At 69.5% G+C, this 16,140-nt stretch carries 15 protein-coding genes; 8 read left to right on the forward strand and 7 right to left on the reverse strand.

The annotated features are described in order from the left end of the window. Window positions 1–215: 215 nt before the first annotated feature. The 3 genes from AOM45_RS22020 to AOM45_RS53520 form a co-directional block, all read right to left on the reverse strand. The gene (locus tag AOM45_RS22020) at window positions 216–698 is read right to left on the reverse strand and encodes a hypothetical protein (protein WP_201780039.1); all 483 of its coding nucleotides are present in this window, start codon (window positions 696–698) and stop codon (window positions 216–218) included. Between the two features lie 202 nt (window positions 699–900). Next, window positions 901–1,722, reverse strand: a complete 822-nt coding sequence (locus tag AOM45_RS22025) for an SGNH/GDSL hydrolase family protein (RefSeq protein ID WP_051782765.1) — start codon at window positions 1,720–1,722, stop codon at window positions 901–903. Next, window positions 1,719–1,844 (reverse strand): hypothetical protein, encoded by a 126-nt coding sequence (locus AOM45_RS53520; protein WP_269083655.1) that lies wholly within the window; start codon window positions 1,842–1,844, stop codon window positions 1,719–1,721. The genes AOM45_RS22025 and AOM45_RS53520 overlap by 4 nt, the downstream gene beginning before the upstream one ends. An 83-nt stretch (window positions 1,845–1,927) precedes the next feature. Here AOM45_RS53520 and AOM45_RS22030 point away from each other — a divergent pair, with 83 nt between their 5' ends. The 3 genes from AOM45_RS22030 (at window position 1,928) to AOM45_RS22040 (ending at window position 5,106) form a co-directional block, all read left to right on the forward strand. Then, window positions 1,928–2,521: a PadR family transcriptional regulator gene (locus tag AOM45_RS22030; RefSeq protein ID WP_030465293.1), complete on the forward strand. Its 594-nt coding sequence runs from the start codon at window positions 1,928–1,930 to the stop codon at window positions 2,519–2,521. Window positions 2,522–2,635: 114 nt separating this feature from the next. Further along, window positions 2,636–4,000 carry a hypothetical protein gene (locus AOM45_RS49715; protein ID WP_162185603.1) on the forward strand — a complete coding sequence of 455 codons (1,365 nt, stop codon included), beginning with the start codon at window positions 2,636–2,638 and terminating at the stop codon, window positions 3,998–4,000. Between the two features lie 338 nt (window positions 4,001–4,338). Further along, window positions 4,339–5,106 (forward strand): DinB family protein, encoded by a 768-nt coding sequence (locus AOM45_RS22040; protein ID WP_030465295.1) that lies wholly within the window; start codon window positions 4,339–4,341, stop codon window positions 5,104–5,106. A 214-nt stretch (window positions 5,107–5,320) separates the two neighbouring features. On the opposite strand, the gene AOM45_RS22045 is transcribed toward AOM45_RS22040, so the two are convergent. Then, complete coding sequence (locus tag AOM45_RS22045; RefSeq protein WP_063756962.1) at window positions 5,321–6,523, reverse strand: ROK family transcriptional regulator; 1,203 nt, start codon at window positions 6,521–6,523, stop codon at window positions 5,321–5,323. 156 nt (window positions 6,524–6,679) lie between these two features. Here AOM45_RS22045 and AOM45_RS22050 point away from each other — a divergent pair, with 156 nt between their 5' ends. Both AOM45_RS22050 and AOM45_RS22055 read left to right on the forward strand, forming a co-directional pair. Then, window positions 6,680–10,330 carry a glycoside hydrolase family 3 C-terminal domain-containing protein gene (locus AOM45_RS22050; RefSeq protein WP_030465297.1) on the forward strand — a complete coding sequence of 1,217 codons (3,651 nt, stop codon included), beginning with the start codon at window positions 6,680–6,682 and terminating at the stop codon, window positions 10,328–10,330. 19 nt (window positions 10,331–10,349) lie between these two features. Next, on the forward strand, window positions 10,350–11,513 hold the full coding sequence (locus AOM45_RS22055) for a cellulose-binding domain-containing protein (RefSeq protein ID WP_030465298.1): 1,164 nt from the start codon (window positions 10,350–10,352) through the stop codon (window positions 11,511–11,513). Between the two features lie 63 nt (window positions 11,514–11,576). On the opposite strand, the gene AOM45_RS22060 is transcribed toward AOM45_RS22055, so the two are convergent. Beyond that, entirely contained in the window at window positions 11,577–12,323 is a 747-nt protein-coding gene (locus tag AOM45_RS22060) for a GH12 family glycosyl hydrolase domain-containing protein (protein ID WP_030465299.1), read from the reverse strand. Between the two features lie 118 nt (window positions 12,324–12,441). Between AOM45_RS22060 and AOM45_RS22065 the strand changes: the two genes are divergently transcribed. The 3 genes from AOM45_RS22065 (at window position 12,442) to AOM45_RS22075 (ending at window position 14,528) form a co-directional block, all read left to right on the forward strand. Beyond that, window positions 12,442–13,077, forward strand: a complete 636-nt coding sequence (locus AOM45_RS22065; RefSeq protein WP_030465300.1) for a TetR/AcrR family transcriptional regulator — start codon at window positions 12,442–12,444, stop codon at window positions 13,075–13,077. Between the two features lie 72 nt (window positions 13,078–13,149). Further along, on the forward strand, window positions 13,150–13,860 hold the full coding sequence (locus tag AOM45_RS22070) for a hypothetical protein (protein WP_030465301.1): 711 nt from the start codon (window positions 13,150–13,152) through the stop codon (window positions 13,858–13,860). Next, complete coding sequence (locus AOM45_RS22075; protein WP_030465302.1) at window positions 13,857–14,528, forward strand: DUF4166 domain-containing protein; 672 nt, start codon at window positions 13,857–13,859, stop codon at window positions 14,526–14,528. Before AOM45_RS22070 ends, AOM45_RS22075 begins: the two co-directional genes overlap by 4 nt. Here the strand turns inward: AOM45_RS22075 and AOM45_RS22080 are convergent. Together AOM45_RS22080 and AOM45_RS22085 are read right to left on the reverse strand one after the other, a co-directional pair. Then, window positions 14,506–15,750 carry an RNA polymerase sigma factor gene (locus AOM45_RS22080; RefSeq protein WP_030465303.1) on the reverse strand — a complete coding sequence of 415 codons (1,245 nt, stop codon included), beginning with the start codon at window positions 15,748–15,750 and terminating at the stop codon, window positions 14,506–14,508. The two genes, AOM45_RS22075 and AOM45_RS22080, sit on opposite strands and share 23 nt — an antisense overlap. Beyond that, the gene (locus AOM45_RS22085; RefSeq protein ID WP_030465304.1) at window positions 15,750–16,139 is read right to left on the reverse strand and encodes a YciI family protein; all 390 of its coding nucleotides are present in this window, start codon (window positions 16,137–16,139) and stop codon (window positions 15,750–15,752) included. The genes AOM45_RS22080 and AOM45_RS22085 overlap by 1 nt, the downstream gene beginning before the upstream one ends. Window position 16,140 lies beyond the last annotated feature (1 nt).

Raw genomic sequence — 16,140 nt, forward strand, 5'->3', positions numbered from 1 at the left:
TGACGAGCCGTGCTGATGCCGTCCCCGCGACGGCCGCCACGGCTTGCTGAGCCAGCGCGTTCGACGGCGATTGCGTTCGAGTTGGTGGTCAACTTCGACGCCTGCTCGTCGCCTTACCCGGCCAGCGGCAGGAGAGCGCGAACTTCTGTACCACCGGCTGCACCTACCTCGACGCCGTCCGCGCCGAGAATGGCAACGGGTGTGTGCCGCAGGCATCAGGTCCCGGTGGCGACGAGTACGAGGGCGCGGTCGTCGGGCACGAGGTAGGCCTTGGCGAACCACTTGTCGGCGGTGAAAGCCTGGTCGAGCCGATCACTGGTGAGGAAGCTGCCGTTGGGCAGCTCACCGCGCAGGCCATCGACGACGTCCGGCGCCTTGCCGGCGGACTCGGGGCTGTACGCGGACCTCAGCTCGTCGATCTTGTTCTCCGGCAGCGTGATCACGGCGTCGATCCAGTAGGTCGACGGGCCTGGCGCGCGGTCGGAGCCGAGGGTGCCCGACATCCAGCGGGCCTGCTGCGGAGTGCCCAGTGCCTCGAACCGCTTGGTGAGCGGCTCGAGGTCGGTTCGCAGTTCGCCGGTGCCGGACTTCACGGCGGCGTCGGTGGTGCGCACGGTCGTTCCTCCGTTCCACAACGACTGACAGCCCGCGGTCAGCACCGCGCACAGCAGCACGGCGGTCAACCTGGTGAACCTCACCGGCGCTCCCCGGGGTTGTCCGGGGTCGGTCCCCGGTCGCGGCCCGATCCGCGTGGGTCACGATCCTCGCCCGGCTCCCCGGTCGGCCCACCGGGTGGGTGGCCGACCTCCCAGGCGACGGTCCTGGTGATCGTGCCGTGCGTGTCGAACGGCTTGGCCCAGCCGATCGCACGAGCAGGGCATGTCGAGCTGTCAACAACACTCAACTCCGCAGTCCCTCGATGCGGTGGAGTTGAGGGCGTTTGGCCGTGCGCTGGTCCCCGGAAGACTGACCGCGCAGGCGCCTGCCGAGCCAAGGGCCGAGAAAGGTGGCTGCCCAACGCAGTTCAGCGGTAGCGCGCCCTTGCGTTGACGGCGGGGTGGGCAACGGTGGTGGGGGCTCGTTCCAGGAATCGTTGCTGCCCGGCAGCTGCAGGGCGTGCGCGACCGCGGCGGCGATCAGTTCATGGCCCAAGGGGCTGCAGTGCAACCGATCCTCGCTCCAGAACCGACGGTCGGCGACGGAGGGGTGTCGAGCGATCTCCGCGACGGCGACTCCGTGCCGGGCGGCCGCGGTACGGATCCGATCGTTGATGTCGAGGATGCGGGAGCGAACCGGTCGGGTGAGGGGGATGATCCTCGTGAGGTCGGGAAAGGTCACGGTCGCCACGCGGGCTCCGGAGTCGGTGAGTGCGGCGAACATTGCTTCCAGGTGATCGACCACCGTGGCGGTGTCGACTCGAAGCCGGAGCAGATCGTTGACTCCTGCGACAACGGTGGCCACGTCGGGCCGCAGTGCGAGAGCCGGACCCAGTTGCTCGGACCGGACTTCGCCCGCGCGGCGGCCGCGGACGGCGAGGTTGGCGTACTGGAGATCGGGATTGTCGATGGCGAGGTGTTCGGCGAGCCGGTCAGCCCATCCCCGAAGGCCCACGATGTCGTCACCGTCACCGACGCCTTCCGTTTGGCTGTCGCCCAAGGCGACGTAGCGCAGGTACTTGCCGCTCCGAACAGGTTCCGGGGCACCGTGCTCCTGCGGCCTCATCGGTTGGCCAGGGTCGAGCCGTCGATGACGACCAGGCCGCCACGTGCCGCTGTCCTGGTTCCCGCGGTGTCGTGGAACCGGATGTCCCGCATCGCCGTGCGGACCTGTTCAGTGACTGGCACATCGCCCCCTAGTCAGAATGATGACTAATCATAACCATGGCTAGTATGAGCGTGCCCCATGTCGACGACGAGGAGATGCGCCGGTGACTCTGCGGCATGCCGTGCTCGCGGCGTTGTTGTCCGGCGAGTACAGCGGCTACCAGTTGGCCAAGGCGTTCGACGTGGGCGTCGCCAACTTCTGGTACGCCCGGCCGCAACAGCTCTACCTGGAGCTGTCCAAGCTCGAGAACGACGGGTTGATCAGCGGCCGGGAGGTGGTCCAGCAAACCCGTCCCAACAAGCGGCTGTTCATGGTCACCGACGCCGGCCTCGCCGAACTGGCGCACTTCGCCGCCGCTGGGAGCAAGCCGTCGTTCATCCGCGACGACCTGCTGGTGAAGGTCCAAGCCGTCGACCACGTCGACGCGGCACCGGTGATCGCGCAACTGGATCAACGAGCCTTGGCTGCCGCAGCCAAGGTGGAGATCCTCGACAAGCTCCTGCGGCGATTCCGCGGGGATCTCGACGAGGAGACCTACCTGCGTGACGGATCTCCGATCGGGCCCTACCTGACGTGCTTGCGTGGTCGGCGGTTCGAGCAGGAACACCACGACTGGTGTGTGCGGGCGGCCGCACTCCTGCGTGATCGGGCAACCCGGAACGGTGATCCGGCGCCTACCTCGGATCAATCCCGGTAGCGCTGTCGACCGGCATCCGTTTGGAACTGCCCTCCTTGCGGGCTTGGCGTTTCGAATCATGGCGAGTGTTTCCAATTGCCGACCCCAGGTGGCGACTTGTCTACCATGCCGATCATGGACGACGGCTTGCTCCACGTTCTGGACGGGCTGGCGGCGAACCCTGCTGCGCCGCCAGATGTCCTGTTACGGCTCGCGGCCGTCCCGCGTGCGGCGAAGGAAATGGCGTGGCGGCAACCGAATCTGCCGAGCACCGTCGTGGAGCGTCTGCTGATCACCGGTGACTCGACCGTAGCGTTGGCCTTGGACTCACCACAGCAGTCCGATGCGACCCGGCAGCGCATCGCCGAGCATCCCGATGCCTGCATCCGTGACGCGCGAAGCAGATTCGTCGACCACTCGATCGGCGTCGGCAACAGGGTCAGGCCCGACGACCTCGCCGCGTACGCGGGTCCGGGTGGGCTCGTCGGTCTCGCTCGTCACGAGGACCCGGTCTTGCGTGCGGCGGTCGCCGGGACGTGGGAGGCCATGCCCGTCGCGTTGCGACGGGAACTGCTGGCTGATCCCGACCCCCGCGTCCGCAAAGCCGCGGCGGGATACCCCCACCCGTCTGCTCCTGCCGATCTGCACGCCGTGCTGCTGGCGGACGAGGCCACCCGCGCCGAAGTGGCGTCCTACGCCACGCTGACGGAGGAGGCGGTGCGGGAATGCCTGACAGGCGACGAGGAACTGCGTGGCGCGGTGGCGGTCAACCCGACCCTGCCGCAGCCGGCTCGCGACCGGCTGGCGCAGGATCCGAGCCCGTACGTCCGCTCACGCGTTCTTCTCCGCCAGGACCTGCCAGAGGACCACCGCAGACGACTGCACGCCGCGCTGCTCGCCGAACGCGAGGACGTGTTCGACGAGGTCACGTTCGCATTGGCCCTGCTGGACGAGGACGAGCCGTCATGGCTGCCTTCTCGCCCGCTCGCCGAGCGCCTCGACCACCTCGACTCACCGATCCCGTGCTTCCGGCGGTGCGCCGCGAGGTCCACGGATCTGCCCGCAGACGTGGTGCGGCGCCTGTACACGCACGACGACGTCCGGGTGCGGCACATCGTCGCAGGGCGCGCCGACACTCCAGGGGACGTGCTCGAACGTCTGGTCCACGAGCACGGTGAGGGTCTCAAGCACCGGTGGGGGCACACGGAGCACTCGAACTTCCCTCCGGAGGCTTTCGTCAGGCTGGCGACCGCCGAGGATTCCAGTCGCCGTGTTCTCGCGGCGAAAGGTCCTGATCTGCCGGCCGACGTGATCGCGATCCTGGCCCGTGACACCGAGGCGCACGTGCGCGCTGCCGCCGCCCGTCATCGGCGCGTCCCCGTACGAGTTCTGGAAAGCCTTCTGATCGACGACAGCCCGGAGGTCGTCGAGGCCGCTGCTGCGAACCCGGTACTGCCGGCTGACCGCATGCACGCACTGCTTGACCAAGCCGGGCTGTGAGGCAGGTTCTCTCCCCGGTCTCGCTCACCCGGCGATGTCGCGGTCGCCAACACACCGGCAGACGCCAAGGACAGGTGCAGCGAAACCTCAGCTCATCGGCATGAGCGCAGCACCGTTTCCGCACTCGATCAGCGGCAGAAGAGTGCGTTTCGGCTGACGAAGGAACGTCGTTGCGCGTGTGGGCGGTCAGTCCTGATCGCGTGGTTGGAACTCGCCACAGCACCTTCGGACGCCACCGTGGCCACGACTTCGACGCTGTACTTCACCTTCCGTCACGGGCCCGCCCCAGACGACTGCCGAACGTGGCGCTGGCGTGATGACTGAGCGAGACTGCCTCGATGGTTTCCGAGTACGCCCAGAGCGACCAGTTCCGCAGGGCTCGTATCCACCTGTGCAACCTCGATGGTCTTGAGATCCGCGATTGCGAGGTGAGTGGTCTGAAGATCGTCGACTGCTACGGCAGCGACGTCTACCTCGGTGGCTACTTCGAGCGTCTCGTCGTCAACGACGTCGACGTGACCGCGTACGTCGAGGCCGAGCTCGACCGCCGGCATCCCGCGCGGGTGCTGGTGCGGGAGGCGGCTTCCCCCGAGGACTACCGGGCTGCTTGGGACGCCATCGAGACCCTGTGGGACGCGACGCTCGGCCGGGCGAGGCAGTTGCCCGAGGCCACACTGCACGAGCAAGTCGACGGCGAGTGGTCGTTCGTCGAGACGCAACGGCATCTGCTGTTCGCGTGCGATGCCTGGTTGGGCAACGCCGTGCTCGAGGAGGAAGCGCCCTACCACCCGTTGGGCTTGCCCGCAGGGGGGACGCCGCCGGAGGAGGCGGCGAAGCTCGGCCTCACCCTCGAAGCCACCCCGACGCTCGAGGAGGTGCTGGCGCCGCGGCTCGCCCGCATGGCCACGATGCGGCGTGTCGTCGACGGGCTCACCGCGGACGAACTCGAGCGAGTGTGCGGCCGCAAGCCGGCGGACATGTATCCCGACCAGGAGTACGTCGTGCGCCGCTGCCTCAAGGTTGTGCTGAAGGAAGAAGCCGAGCACCACCGGTACGCGGTGCGCGACCTGGCGGTGCTTGAGGCAGGTGTGCCTGAACGGCAATAGTTCCCGCGTGCACTCCGACCAAGTGGTGACGCGGTGTAGCCGCGAATGACCGCACGCTCATCGGCATGAGCGTTCATCCGAGCCGCGCGGTCAGCGGAAAGCCATGTGGGTGCCGGGGCAACTCAGAGGTGAGATCCGCGAGTTGCAGGAGGAGCGCGCTGGTGACGGCGTCGGTGGCGCTGACCGGGCACGCCGGGTACCGCCGCCCCGGACGTCAACCGGCGACGAGGGCGGCCAGCCGTTCGGGCGCGTCGGCGAGCACGAGCGCCGCAGCACCGCGCACACCGGCGCTGTCGCCGAGTGCGCCCGGCACGACGCGCAGATCGCTGGTGTGCCAGCTCATGGCGTTGCGCTGCACGGCGCGGTGGATGGGGGCCACCAGCACGTCGCCGGCCGCGGCCAGTTCGCCGCCTATGACGACCAGGTCCGGGTTGACGATCGTGACCGCCTGCGCCAGTGCGCGGCCCACCGCGTCGCCGGCGTCCTCCATCGCGCGGATCGCGCCGCGGTCACCGGCGCGCACCAGGTCGATCAGTTCGGCGGTCGAGGTGGGCTCGGCGGACAGCAGCTTCGCTATCGCGGCCGGGCTGGCGACGGTTTCCAGGCAGCCCCGGTTGCCGCAGCGGCAGATCGCGCCGGACGGTTCGACGATGACGTGGCCCAGTTCGCCGGCCAGGCCGCCCGCGCCGAGGAGCAGCCGGCCGTCCGAGATGATGCCCGCGCCGATGCCGGTGGACAGCCTGATGTAGACGACGTCACCGCAGTGTTGTGCGACGCCGTGGCGGTGTTCGGCGAGCACGGCGGCGTTGGCGTCGTTGAGCAACCTCACCGCGAACCCGGTTCGCTCGCGCAGTTCGTCGGTGGGGCGCACGCCGATCCAGCCGGGCATGATGCCCTCGGCGAGCAACGTGCCGTGCCGGTCTATCGGGCACGCGATGCCCATGCCCACGCCCAGGATCCGCTCCGCCGGGATGCCGGTGACGCGTCGTGCCTCGGCGATCAGCTCCGCGGCTTCGGTCAGCACCTCGCCGGAGTCGTTGTCCACCAGGCGATGCAGGTCGCGGTCCCACACCGGCTCGCCGAACAGGTCGCACAGCACGACCCGGACGTGATCACGGCCGATGTCCACGCCCAGCGCGTAGGCGGCGTGCCGGTTCAGCGACAGGGTGCGTGCCGGTCTGCCGGTGCGCAGGCCGTCCTCGCGGTTCGCGTCCCCGTCGGTCACGACGCCGGCCCGGATCAGGTCGGCGATCACCGAGCCGACGGTCGCGCGGGCGAGGCCGGTCCGGCGCACCAGATCGGGCCGCGACAGCCGCCGCGTTTCGATCAGTGCCTCCAGGACCCGCACCCTGCCCAGGCTGCGCAGGTTGACCGGAGGGTCCGGCGTCGTCCGGACAGCGGGCACAGGGCGCGGCATCCGGTCACGGTAGCAGGACGGTTTGGCCGACTTTGACGTTAAGTGACCGCCGGGAGACCCGGATGGACCTTGTTTTAGCGCTCAAGACAGGCGAACTCTGTGGTCCGCGCTAGCTGTCTCCGCCCAATGGCGTCGAAACGACAAGAGCAACGTGCGATGTCGGAGGTACTCATGTTCTCCAACGGTCGTCGGCGCGGATGGGCGGGTGTGGCCGCGATCCTGGTCGCGGCACTCGTGGTGCCCGCCGTGCCGGCCCAGGCCGCGAGCGAGCGGCCCGTCTACCTGGACACCCGGCACTCGTTCGCCGAGCGGGCCGCCGACCTCGTGTCGCGGATGACGTTGAGCGAGAAGGTGTTGCAGCTGCGCACCAACAGCGCGCCCGCCATCCCGCGGCTGGGCGTGCAGCAGTACACGTACTGGAGCGAAGGGCAGCACGGGCTGAACTTGCTGGGCGCCAACACGAACGACGGCGGCGTCGGCGGTGGCGTGCGCGCCACCAGCTTCCCGACGAACTTCGCGAGCTCCATGTCGTGGGATCCCGAGCTGATGTACCAGGCGACGACGGCGATCTCCGACGAGGCCCGCGGCGTGCTGGACAAGTCGTTGTGGGGAGTGGCGCAGAACAACATCGGCCCCGACAAGGCGAACTACGGCTCGCTGACCTACTGGGCGCCGACCGTGAACATGGACCGCGATCCCCGGTGGGGCCGCAACGACGAGGCGTTCGGCGAGGACCCGCTCCTGGTCGCCAGGATGGCCGGCGCGTTCGTCAACGGCTACCAGGGCCAGAGCCGCACCGGGACGCCCCTGTCGCGGTACCTGAAGGTCGCGTCCACCGCGAAGCACTTCGCGCTCAACGACGTGGAGAACGACCGGCACGCGGACAGCTCGGACACGACCGACGCGAACATCCGCGACTACTACACCGCGCAGTTCCGCAGCCTCATTGAGGACGCGCGCGTCTCCGGGCTCATGACGTCGTACAACGCGGTCAACGGCACTCCGGCGCCCGCCGACACCTACCTGACGAACGCGCTGGCGCAACGGACCTACGGCTTCAACGGCTACAGCACGTCCGACTGCGGTGCCGTCGGTGACGTCTACGCGCCCGGCAGCCACAACTGGGCGCCGCCCGGCTGGACCACCGCCACCGTCAACGGCACGGCGATCTGGACCAACACCGCGACCGGGGCGAAGGTCTCCGGTGCCGCGGGTGGGCAGGCGTACGCGTTGCGCGCGGGCACCCAGCTCAACTGCACGGGCGCGGAAGCCACCGTCGCCAACATCCAGGAGGCGATCAACGCCGGCGTGCTCAGCGAGGCCGTCATCGACGACGCGCTGGTGCACGTGTTCACCACGCGCATGCGGACCGGCGAGTTCGACCCGCCCGGCAGCGTGCCGTACACCAAGATCACCAAGGACGAGGTCGAGCACCCCTCGCACCAGGCACTGGCGGCGAAGATCGCGGCGAACTCGTTGGTGCTGCTGAAGAACGAAGCCGTCCCCGGCACGAGAACGAAGCTGCTGCCGGCCGACCCTGCGAAGCTGAACAACGTCGTGGTCGTCGGCGACCTGGCCGGTGTGGTCACCCTGGGCGGCTACTCCGGTGACCCGTCGGTGAAGGTGAGCCCGGTGCAGGGCATCACCTCGGCGGTCAAGGCCGCGAACCCCGGCGCCACCGTCACCTTCGACGCCTGCGGCACGTCCACCACGGCGACGACCCCGGCGAACTGCTCGGCGCAGACCCTGGCCGCGATCTCCACGGCCGACCTGGTGATCGTGTTCGTCGGCACCGACCAGAACCTCGCCACCGAAGGCAAGGACCGCGTCACCATCGCCATGCCGAGCGCCTACCGCTCGTTGATCGACCAGGTCGGCGCGGTCGGCAACCACCGGATGGCGCTGGCGATCCAGGCCAACGGCCCAGTCACGGTCGAAGACGTGCGGGGCAGCTTCCCGGCCATCGCCTTCAGCGGCTACAACGGGCAGAGCCAGGGCACCGCGCTGGCCGACGTGTTGCTGGGCAAGCAGAACCCGAGCGGGCGGCTCAACTTCACCTGGTACAAGGACGACGCGCAGCTGCCGAACATGAAGAACTACGGGCTCACGCCGTCCCAGACCGGCGGACTCGGCCGCACGTACCAGTACTTCACCGGCACGCCCTCGTTCCCGTTCGGTTTCGGCGGCAGCTACACCACGTTCGCCTACTCGCACGTGACGACGAACGCGCGCACCGCCACCGCGGACGGGCGCGTGACCGTGCACGCCGACGTCACCAACACCGGCTCGGTGCCGGGCGCCACGGTGGCCCAGGTGTACGCGGCCACGCCGTTCACCGTGCCCGGCGTGGAACTGCCGCGCAAACGACTCGCCGGGTTCCAGAAGACCGCCGTGCTGAAGCCCGGCCAGACGCAGCACGTCGCGATCCAGGTGCGGATCAGCGACCTGGCGTTCTGGGACCAGCAGAGGCAGAAGCAGACCGTCTACAACGGACAGTACGTGTTCGGGGTGGGAGCAGATGCCGAGCACGTCGTCACCTCACGGCCGGTGACGGTGAAGGGGACGATCAAGCCGCACGTCCGGTACGTCACCGTGCAGCCCGGCCAGGTGGTGTTCGCGCCGGGGCAGAGCATCGACCTGACCGGCAAGAACCCGTGGATCGCCGACACCACCGGGCGTCCGGGTGAGCACGTGATCGCGGACCGGATCGTCGAGGCGGTCAACAACGACGAGTCGTTCGCCGACCTGACGAAGGCGCGCGTCACCTACCGCAGCAGCGACCAGAAGGTGGCCACGGTCAGCAGGACCGGCGAGGTCACCGCGGTGGCACCCGGCGCGGCGACCATCAGCGTCACCGTCGACGGCGTCACCGGCACGACACCGGTCGTGGTCAAGCAGCCGTTCACGCTCACCGCGCCGACGCGCGTGTCACCGGGCACGGCCTTCACCGCCACGACCACGTTGCCCAACCCGGCGAACGCCCGGCCGTTGAGCGACGTCGTCATGACGCTGACCGTGCCGAGCGGGTGGACCGCGCAGGCGACCACGCCGACCAGGTTCCCGACCGTCGCCTCCGGGGAGACCGTGCGCACCACCTGGCAGGTCACGGCGCCGGCCACGACCCGACCCGGCAAGTTCAGCGTGTCCGCCCAGGCGGAGTTCACCTCGGTCAACGGCCGCGGCAACTCGAGCGACTCGGCGGTCCTGATCCTGCCGCACCCGCCGTACCCGTCGCTGGCGGCGGCGTTCGACAACGTGGCCATCACCGACGACGCCAACCCCGCACCCGGCAACATCGACGGCGGTGGGGCGAGCTTCTCCGCGCAGGCACTGGCGAACGCCACGCCCAGCCTGACGCCCGGCGCCACGTTCGTCCACAACGGACTGAAGTTCACCTGGCCCAGTTCGGCGCCCGGCACCGAGGACAACGTGGTGGCCGGTGGTCCGGCAGGAGGGCAGATCATCGAGATCTCCGGCTCCGGCACGACGCTGGGCCTGATCGGGACCGGTGACTACGGCAACCCGTCGGGCACCGCGACGGTGACCTACACCGACGGCACCACCGAGTCCCACACCGTCTCGTTCGCCGACTGGTGGGCCAACGCGGCGACCGGCGGCGACATCCTCACCACCGTGCCGTACATCAACACCAGCACCGGCAGGCAGAACCAGCGGGTGAGCCTCTACTACGCCCCGATTCCGCTGCAGGCCGGCAAAACGGTGCGGTACCTGACGTTGCCGGACATCAGCAACGGCGCGAACAAGGGTGCGGCCGCCATGCACATCTTCAGCGTCGCCATCGGCTGACCAGGACAGGAGAACACACATGCGCCGGAGCACGAGCGGTGTCTTGATCACGACAGCGGTGGCGGCCGCGATGGCGGCGGTGATCGTCGCGAGTCCCGTGTCCGGGCAGGCGGCGGACGCGCCCGCCTGCGCGGTCGGCTACCAGGTCGACCAGTGGAGCAACGGTTTCGTGGCCCAGGTGAAGGTGACGAACAACGCCGCGCCCGTCACCGGCTGGACGCTGACCTGGACCTTCGCCGGCGACCAGCGCGTCACCTCCGGGTGGAGCGCGGACGTCACGCAGTCGGGCAAGGTCGTGACCGCGAAGAACCAGGCGCACAACGGCGGCATCGCCACCGGCGCCTCCGTCCAGTTCGGATTCCAGGCGACCTTCCAGGGCGCCAACGAAACGCCGACCGATTTCGCACTGAACGGCGTGCGGTGCAATGACACCAATCCACCGACAACCACAACCACCACACCACCGACAACAACAACGACGACACCACAACTCCCGCCACCGGGTTGTCCGAGCGGCGCGTTCTGCGACGGCTTCGAGAACCAGACCGGGACGACCCCGGCCGGGGACTGGTCGCTGAACTACCCGAACTGCCAGGGCACCGGCACCGCGACCGTCGACAGCGCCACGGCGCGCAGCGGCACGAAGTCGATCCGGGTCAACGGCAAGGCCGGCTACTGCAACCACGTGTTCATCACGACCTCCCGGGGTACCGGAGGATCCGCGCTGTACACGCGGTTCTACGTCCGGCACACCACCGCGCTGCCGGAGGCGCACGTGACGTTCCTGGCCATGAAGGACACCGCTGACGGAGGCAAGGACCTGCGGATGGGCGGCCAGAACCGCGCCCTGCAGTGGAACCGCGAGTCCGACGACGCCACGCTGCCGGAGCAGAGCCCCGCCGGGGTCGCCCAGAGCACCCCGCTGGCGGTGAACCAGTGGACCTGCGTGGAGTTCGGGATCACCGGCTCGGAACTGCGGACCTGGGTCAACGGCACCGAGGTGCCGGGTCTGCGGGCGGACGGGGTGTCCACACCGGACGTGGACGCGCAGTGGCTGCGTCGTGCGGGGTGGCGGCCTGCCCTGACGAACTTCCGGCTCGGCTGGGAGAGTTACGGCAACGGTGACGACACGCTGTGGTTCGACGACGTCGTGCTGGCGTCGTCGCGGATCGGCTGCTCCTGAGCAACGGCCGGCACGGTCGGGCAGGCGGGTTTCCGACCGTGCCGGCCGCTGTTGCTCACGCGGTCAGCTCACCGAGGCCGAGAAGTTGTTCACGGCCAGGCCGACGCCGCCGTTCCACGGCTCGAACCCGGCCTGGATGCTGGTGAGGTACCAGGAGTTGGTGATCGCCCCGCGGGCGCGCACGTCGTTGACGAAGTCGAGCACGTTGAACGACCACGAGTTGATCGTCGACGACGCGACGTAGGAGATGACGTTGTTGGATCCGTTGCTGCCGCGCCACACCTGCCACGAACGGCCGGCGATGTTGGTGTTGCCGACCGCGCTGCCGATGGGCTGGATCGGTCCCTGGCGGTTGAACCAGATCATGATCTCCATCTGGTTGACGCCGTTGGTCTTCGGCGTGGGGTCGAGCCAGATGTCGTACGAGGCGTTGTAGGTGCCGCCCGCGTACTGGTAGGAGATCGAGGACGAGGCGTTGCGGATCTGGCTGACCTGCTTCGGCAGGGTCGAGCCGGGGGAGCAGTTGGTGTAGTGGCAACCGAGGAAGACCGACGGGTACGACACCGGGGCGCCGTTGGTCGGGCTGGAACCCTGTTGCGTGGCGATCCGGAAGCCGGTCGACGTGACGTTGATGCACTGCTGGGCCGAGGTGCCCCACCGGTTGTTCTGGACCACGTAACGGCCCTGGATGGTGGTCGACCCGTACTGGTCGCAGATGGTCGTGTCGGCCTGTGCCGAACCGGAGGTCGCGACGAAGATGCTCGCGACCAACGCGCCCGCAGCAGTGAGGGCACGGATGTTCCTTCGCATCAAAACTCCTCTCGCAGGTTCTGGGAGCGCTCCCACAATACCGGGACGTCAACACCTCCGGCTCGCTGAGAGGAACGCGGTGCGGGAGGTCCGCCCGGCCGACCTCTACGGTTGTGCGGTGGCCGACACCCGACAGCGCCTGATCGACGGCGCGATCGACACGATCCGCGCGCACGGTCTGACCGGCGCCACCGCGCGGGGCATCGCGGCCACCGCCGGGGTGAACCAGGCGCTGGTCTTCTACCACTTCGGCAGTGTCAACGAACTGCTCAAGGCCGCCTGCCTCGCCGCGACGCGGGCCAGGGCCGAGCCGTTCGCCGAACGTCTCGACGAGATCACCGACCTGCGGCAGCTCCTCGCACTCGGCCGCACCCTGCACGCCGAGGAACGCGACCGGGGCAACGTCATGGTGCTCGCCCAGCTGCTGGCCGGCGCGCAGACCGACCCCGACCTCGCCGAGGCCACCTCGGCGTCCCTGCAGCTGTGGATCACTCCGATCGAGCGGACCCTGACCAGGTTGCTGGCCGCTTCCCCGGTGGCCGAGCTGATCGACACGGCGGGGCTCGCCCGTGCGGTGAGCGCGGGATTCATCGGACTGGAGCTGTACGAGGGCGTCGACGCCGACGGCGCGAAGGCGGCCCTGGACGCACTCGACCGCCTGGGCGTCCTGATCGAGGTGGTGGACGACCTCGGTCCGGTCGCGGTTCGCGCACTGCGCGGCAAACTCCGCAGGACGGCGAAGAACCTCCGGTAGTGCCTGTTTGAGCATCTGCTCAAATCTGGCTACTCTCGTGTTTGAGCGATCGCTCAAACGTGAGGGGGTCACATGGCGCGGCGGCGTGCGCTCTACGTGGAGGCGGTGATCCGGGCCGATCTCGACGAACTGTGGCGGCGGACGCAGGACCCGCACCTGCACCAGCGGTGGGACCTCAGGTTCGGCAGGATCGACTACTTGCCGAAGGCGGAACCCGCTGCGCCACAGCGGTTCCGGTACTCCGTCCGCGTCCTGCCCGGACTGACGGTGGACGGGACCGGCGTCAGCGTCGGTGAGCGCACGAAACCCGACGGCTCGCGGACGTCCGCGCTGCGGTTCGCCTCGGCGCACCCGTTGTCGTTGATCCGCTCCGGAGCGGGCTACTGGCGGTACGTGCCGACCAGCGCGGGGATCCGGTTCCTCACCGGGTACGACTACCAGCCCGGCTGGGGCCGGCTGGGCGCGCTGGCCGACCGGCCGTTCCGGCTGCTGCTGGGGTGGGCCACGGCCTGGTCGTTCGACCGGCTTCGACTGTGGCTCGAACGCGGCGTGCCGCCGGAGGCGTCGCTTCGGCGGGCGCTGCTGGACGCCGGAGCCAGAGTCGCCGTCTGCGTCGTCGCCTGGTGGGCCGCGCCGGTCGTGCTCGCCGCGGTCATCACTCTCGGCGTCCTGCTCGTTCCGCCGTCGCCGTCGACCCCGGCTGCCAGGAGGTGCCGGCGGTTACCTCCTGACCGCCGTTCGTCGGTGGCGCCGTCCACCCTGTCCACTTTGGAGCATCCGTGACGTCGATCTTCCAGCGCGCCCTCGGCGACGACTTCGACCGCCTGCACCCGCAACTGCGACGCCGGTTCGGCTTCGCCACCGACGACGGCGTCGCCTGCGTCGGCACCGGCACGATGGACCGGGTGTGGCACGGCCGCGGTTTCACCCGGCCGTTCCTCTGGCTCGGTGCCCAGCGCCACATCCTCGTTCCCGGTCGTGGCAACGACATCCCGTTCACCATCGAGAACTTCCCCTACCGCGACTCGCTCGGCAGGGAGACGGTGACCTTCGCCCGCACCTTCACCTTCGACCGGCCCCGGCGCTGGGACGCCACCATGATCTACAGCCCTGAACGGGGCTGCGTCGTGGACTACCTGGGCACGCACCAGCACGTCTCCGTCGACCTGCACCTGTCCGTGGACGAACGCGGCGGACTCGTGATCCGCAGCGGCGAGCAGCGTTTCCACGAAGGTCCGCTCCACTTCCGGATCCCCAGCCTCGTGACCGGCACCGCCGAGGTCCGTGAGTCCTACGACGACGACCTGGGCCGGTTCCGCATCAACGTCGAGGTCGTCAACCACCGGTTCGGACCGCTCTTCGGCTATCACGGCACCTTCACGTGTTCCTTCCCCGAGGGGGAACTCGTGCCGGACGCCGTCAAGCCGGTCAGGGAGCAGGCGAGGGTCTGACGTCGCGCATCCTGGCGTTGAGATAGCGCTGCTCGGGCTGGCTCGTCGTGAGCCGGGCGGCCTGGCGGTAGCCGTCGACGGCACCTGCCACGTCGCCTGCCATCTCCAGCAGGTGGGCGTGCACGGCGTGGGTGCGGTGGTGCCGCCGCATCGCCGGATCGTCGAGCAACGGCTGGAGGACGGCCAAACCGGCCTGGGGACCGAGCGCCATCCCGACCGCGACCGCCCGGTTGAGCGTGACGACCGGGCTGGGCGCGACCCGGTCGAGCATGGCGTACAGCAGACAGATCTGTTGCCAGTCGGTGCTTTCCCACGTGGTGGCTTCCGCGTGCACGGCGGCGATCGCGGCCTGGAGCTGGAACCTGCCGACGTGCCCGCGGGGCAGCACCCGCTCCAGGATGCGCACGCCCTCCGCGATCCGCTCGTGGTCCCACCGCGAACGGTCCTGTTCGGCCAGAGGCACCAGGTCGCTGCCGTCGGTGCGTGCGGCCGCGCGGGCGTGCGTGAGCAGCATCAGAGCCAACGCACCCGCCACCTCGTCGTGGTCGGGGATCGCCGCGTGCAGCTGCCTGGTGAGCCGAACGGCTTCCTCGGCCAGGTCGGAGTCGACCACCGCGTCGCCGGTGGAACGGGTGTGCCCCTCGGTGAACAGGAGGTGGCACACGTCGAGCACCGCGGCGATGCGGGACGGCAGCTCGGCCTCGGTCGGCAGCCCGAACACCGCACCCGCCGCCCGCAGGGTCGACCGCGCCCTGGTCAGGCGCTGCGTCATCGTGCGTTCCGGCACGAGGTACGCGGCGGCGATCTGGGCCGTGCTCAGGCCCGCGACGGCGTGCAGGGTCAGGGCGACCTGGGAGGAGCGGCTCAAACTCGGGTGGCAGCACAGGAGCAGCAACCGCAACGTGTCGTCGCCGTCGTGCCCGTTGTCGGCCGGGGGAGCGAGGTGGGCGTCGCCGGGCTGGGCCGCGGCCACGGCTTCCTCACGCCCAGCCCGAGCGCTGTCGGCGCGGAACCGGTCGATCAGGCGCCGCGACGCGACCCGGATGAGCCAGCCGCGCGGGTTGTCGGGCACGCCGTCGGAGTCCCACTGCCGTGCCGCCGCTTCGGCCGCCTCCTGCGCGGCGTCCTCGCAGTCGCCGAGGTCGCCGTAGCGGCGCAGCAGGGCGGCGAGGACGTGCGGCGACTCGCGCCGCCACACGTCCTCGACCACCCGCGGGTCCATCAGGCGTCCCCGCCGGGCCACATGGTCGGCCGCAGCTCGACCGTCTCGCCAGGACCGGAGAAGCGGGCCACGATCTCCTCCGCGCGGGCGTGGCTGTCCACGTCGATCAGGAAGAAACCGGCCAGGTGCTCCTTGGCCTCCGAGTACGGCCCGTCGGTGACCAGCGGCTTCCCGTCCGCCCACCGGTAGAGCCGCGACGACTCGGGCGCCGCCAGCGCCTCGCCGCCGATCAGCTCGCCCTTCTCGTGCAGCTCACCGAGCATCTTCTCGAACTCGGAGTTCAGCCGGTCCCGCTCCGCCTGCGGCATGTCCTGGTAGTGGGGCAGGTACTCGGGCGTCGGGTGCCCCCACGGCTGCGGGTTGGAGTGGATCAGGATCACGTACTTCACC

The sequence above is a fragment of the Lentzea aerocolonigenes genome, assembly GCF_000974445.1.
GTDB lineage: Bacteria > Actinomycetota > Actinomycetes > Mycobacteriales > Pseudonocardiaceae > Lentzea > Lentzea aerocolonigenes.

Bases quoted from the DNA above. Each gene is read 5' to 3' on its own strand.
- AOM45_RS22045 (WP_063756962.1), bottom strand. From the start codon at position 6,523: ATGCCGCGCCCTGTGCCCGCTGTCCGGACGACGCCGGACCCTCCGGTC.
- AOM45_RS22080 (WP_030465303.1), bottom strand. From the start codon at position 15,750: ATGGACCCGCGGGTGGTCGAGGACGTGTGGCGGCGCGAGTCGCCGCAC.
- AOM45_RS22060 (WP_030465299.1), bottom strand. From the start codon at position 12,323: ATGCGAAGGAACATCCGTGCCCTCACTGCTGCGGGCGCGTTGGTCGCG.
- AOM45_RS22070 (WP_030465301.1), top strand. From the start codon at position 13,150: ATGGCGCGGCGGCGTGCGCTCTACGTGGAGGCGGTGATCCGGGCCGAT.
- AOM45_RS22055 (WP_030465298.1), top strand. From the start codon at position 10,350: ATGCGCCGGAGCACGAGCGGTGTCTTGATCACGACAGCGGTGGCGGCC.
- AOM45_RS22025 (WP_051782765.1), bottom strand. From the start codon at position 1,722: ATGAGGCCGCAGGAGCACGGTGCCCCGGAACCTGTTCGGAGCGGCAAG.
- AOM45_RS49715 (WP_162185603.1), top strand. From the start codon at position 2,636: ATGGACGACGGCTTGCTCCACGTTCTGGACGGGCTGGCGGCGAACCCT.
- AOM45_RS22050 (WP_030465297.1), top strand. From the start codon at position 6,680: ATGTCGGAGGTACTCATGTTCTCCAACGGTCGTCGGCGCGGATGGGCG.
- AOM45_RS22040 (WP_030465295.1), top strand. From the start codon at position 4,339: ATGGTTTCCGAGTACGCCCAGAGCGACCAGTTCCGCAGGGCTCGTATC.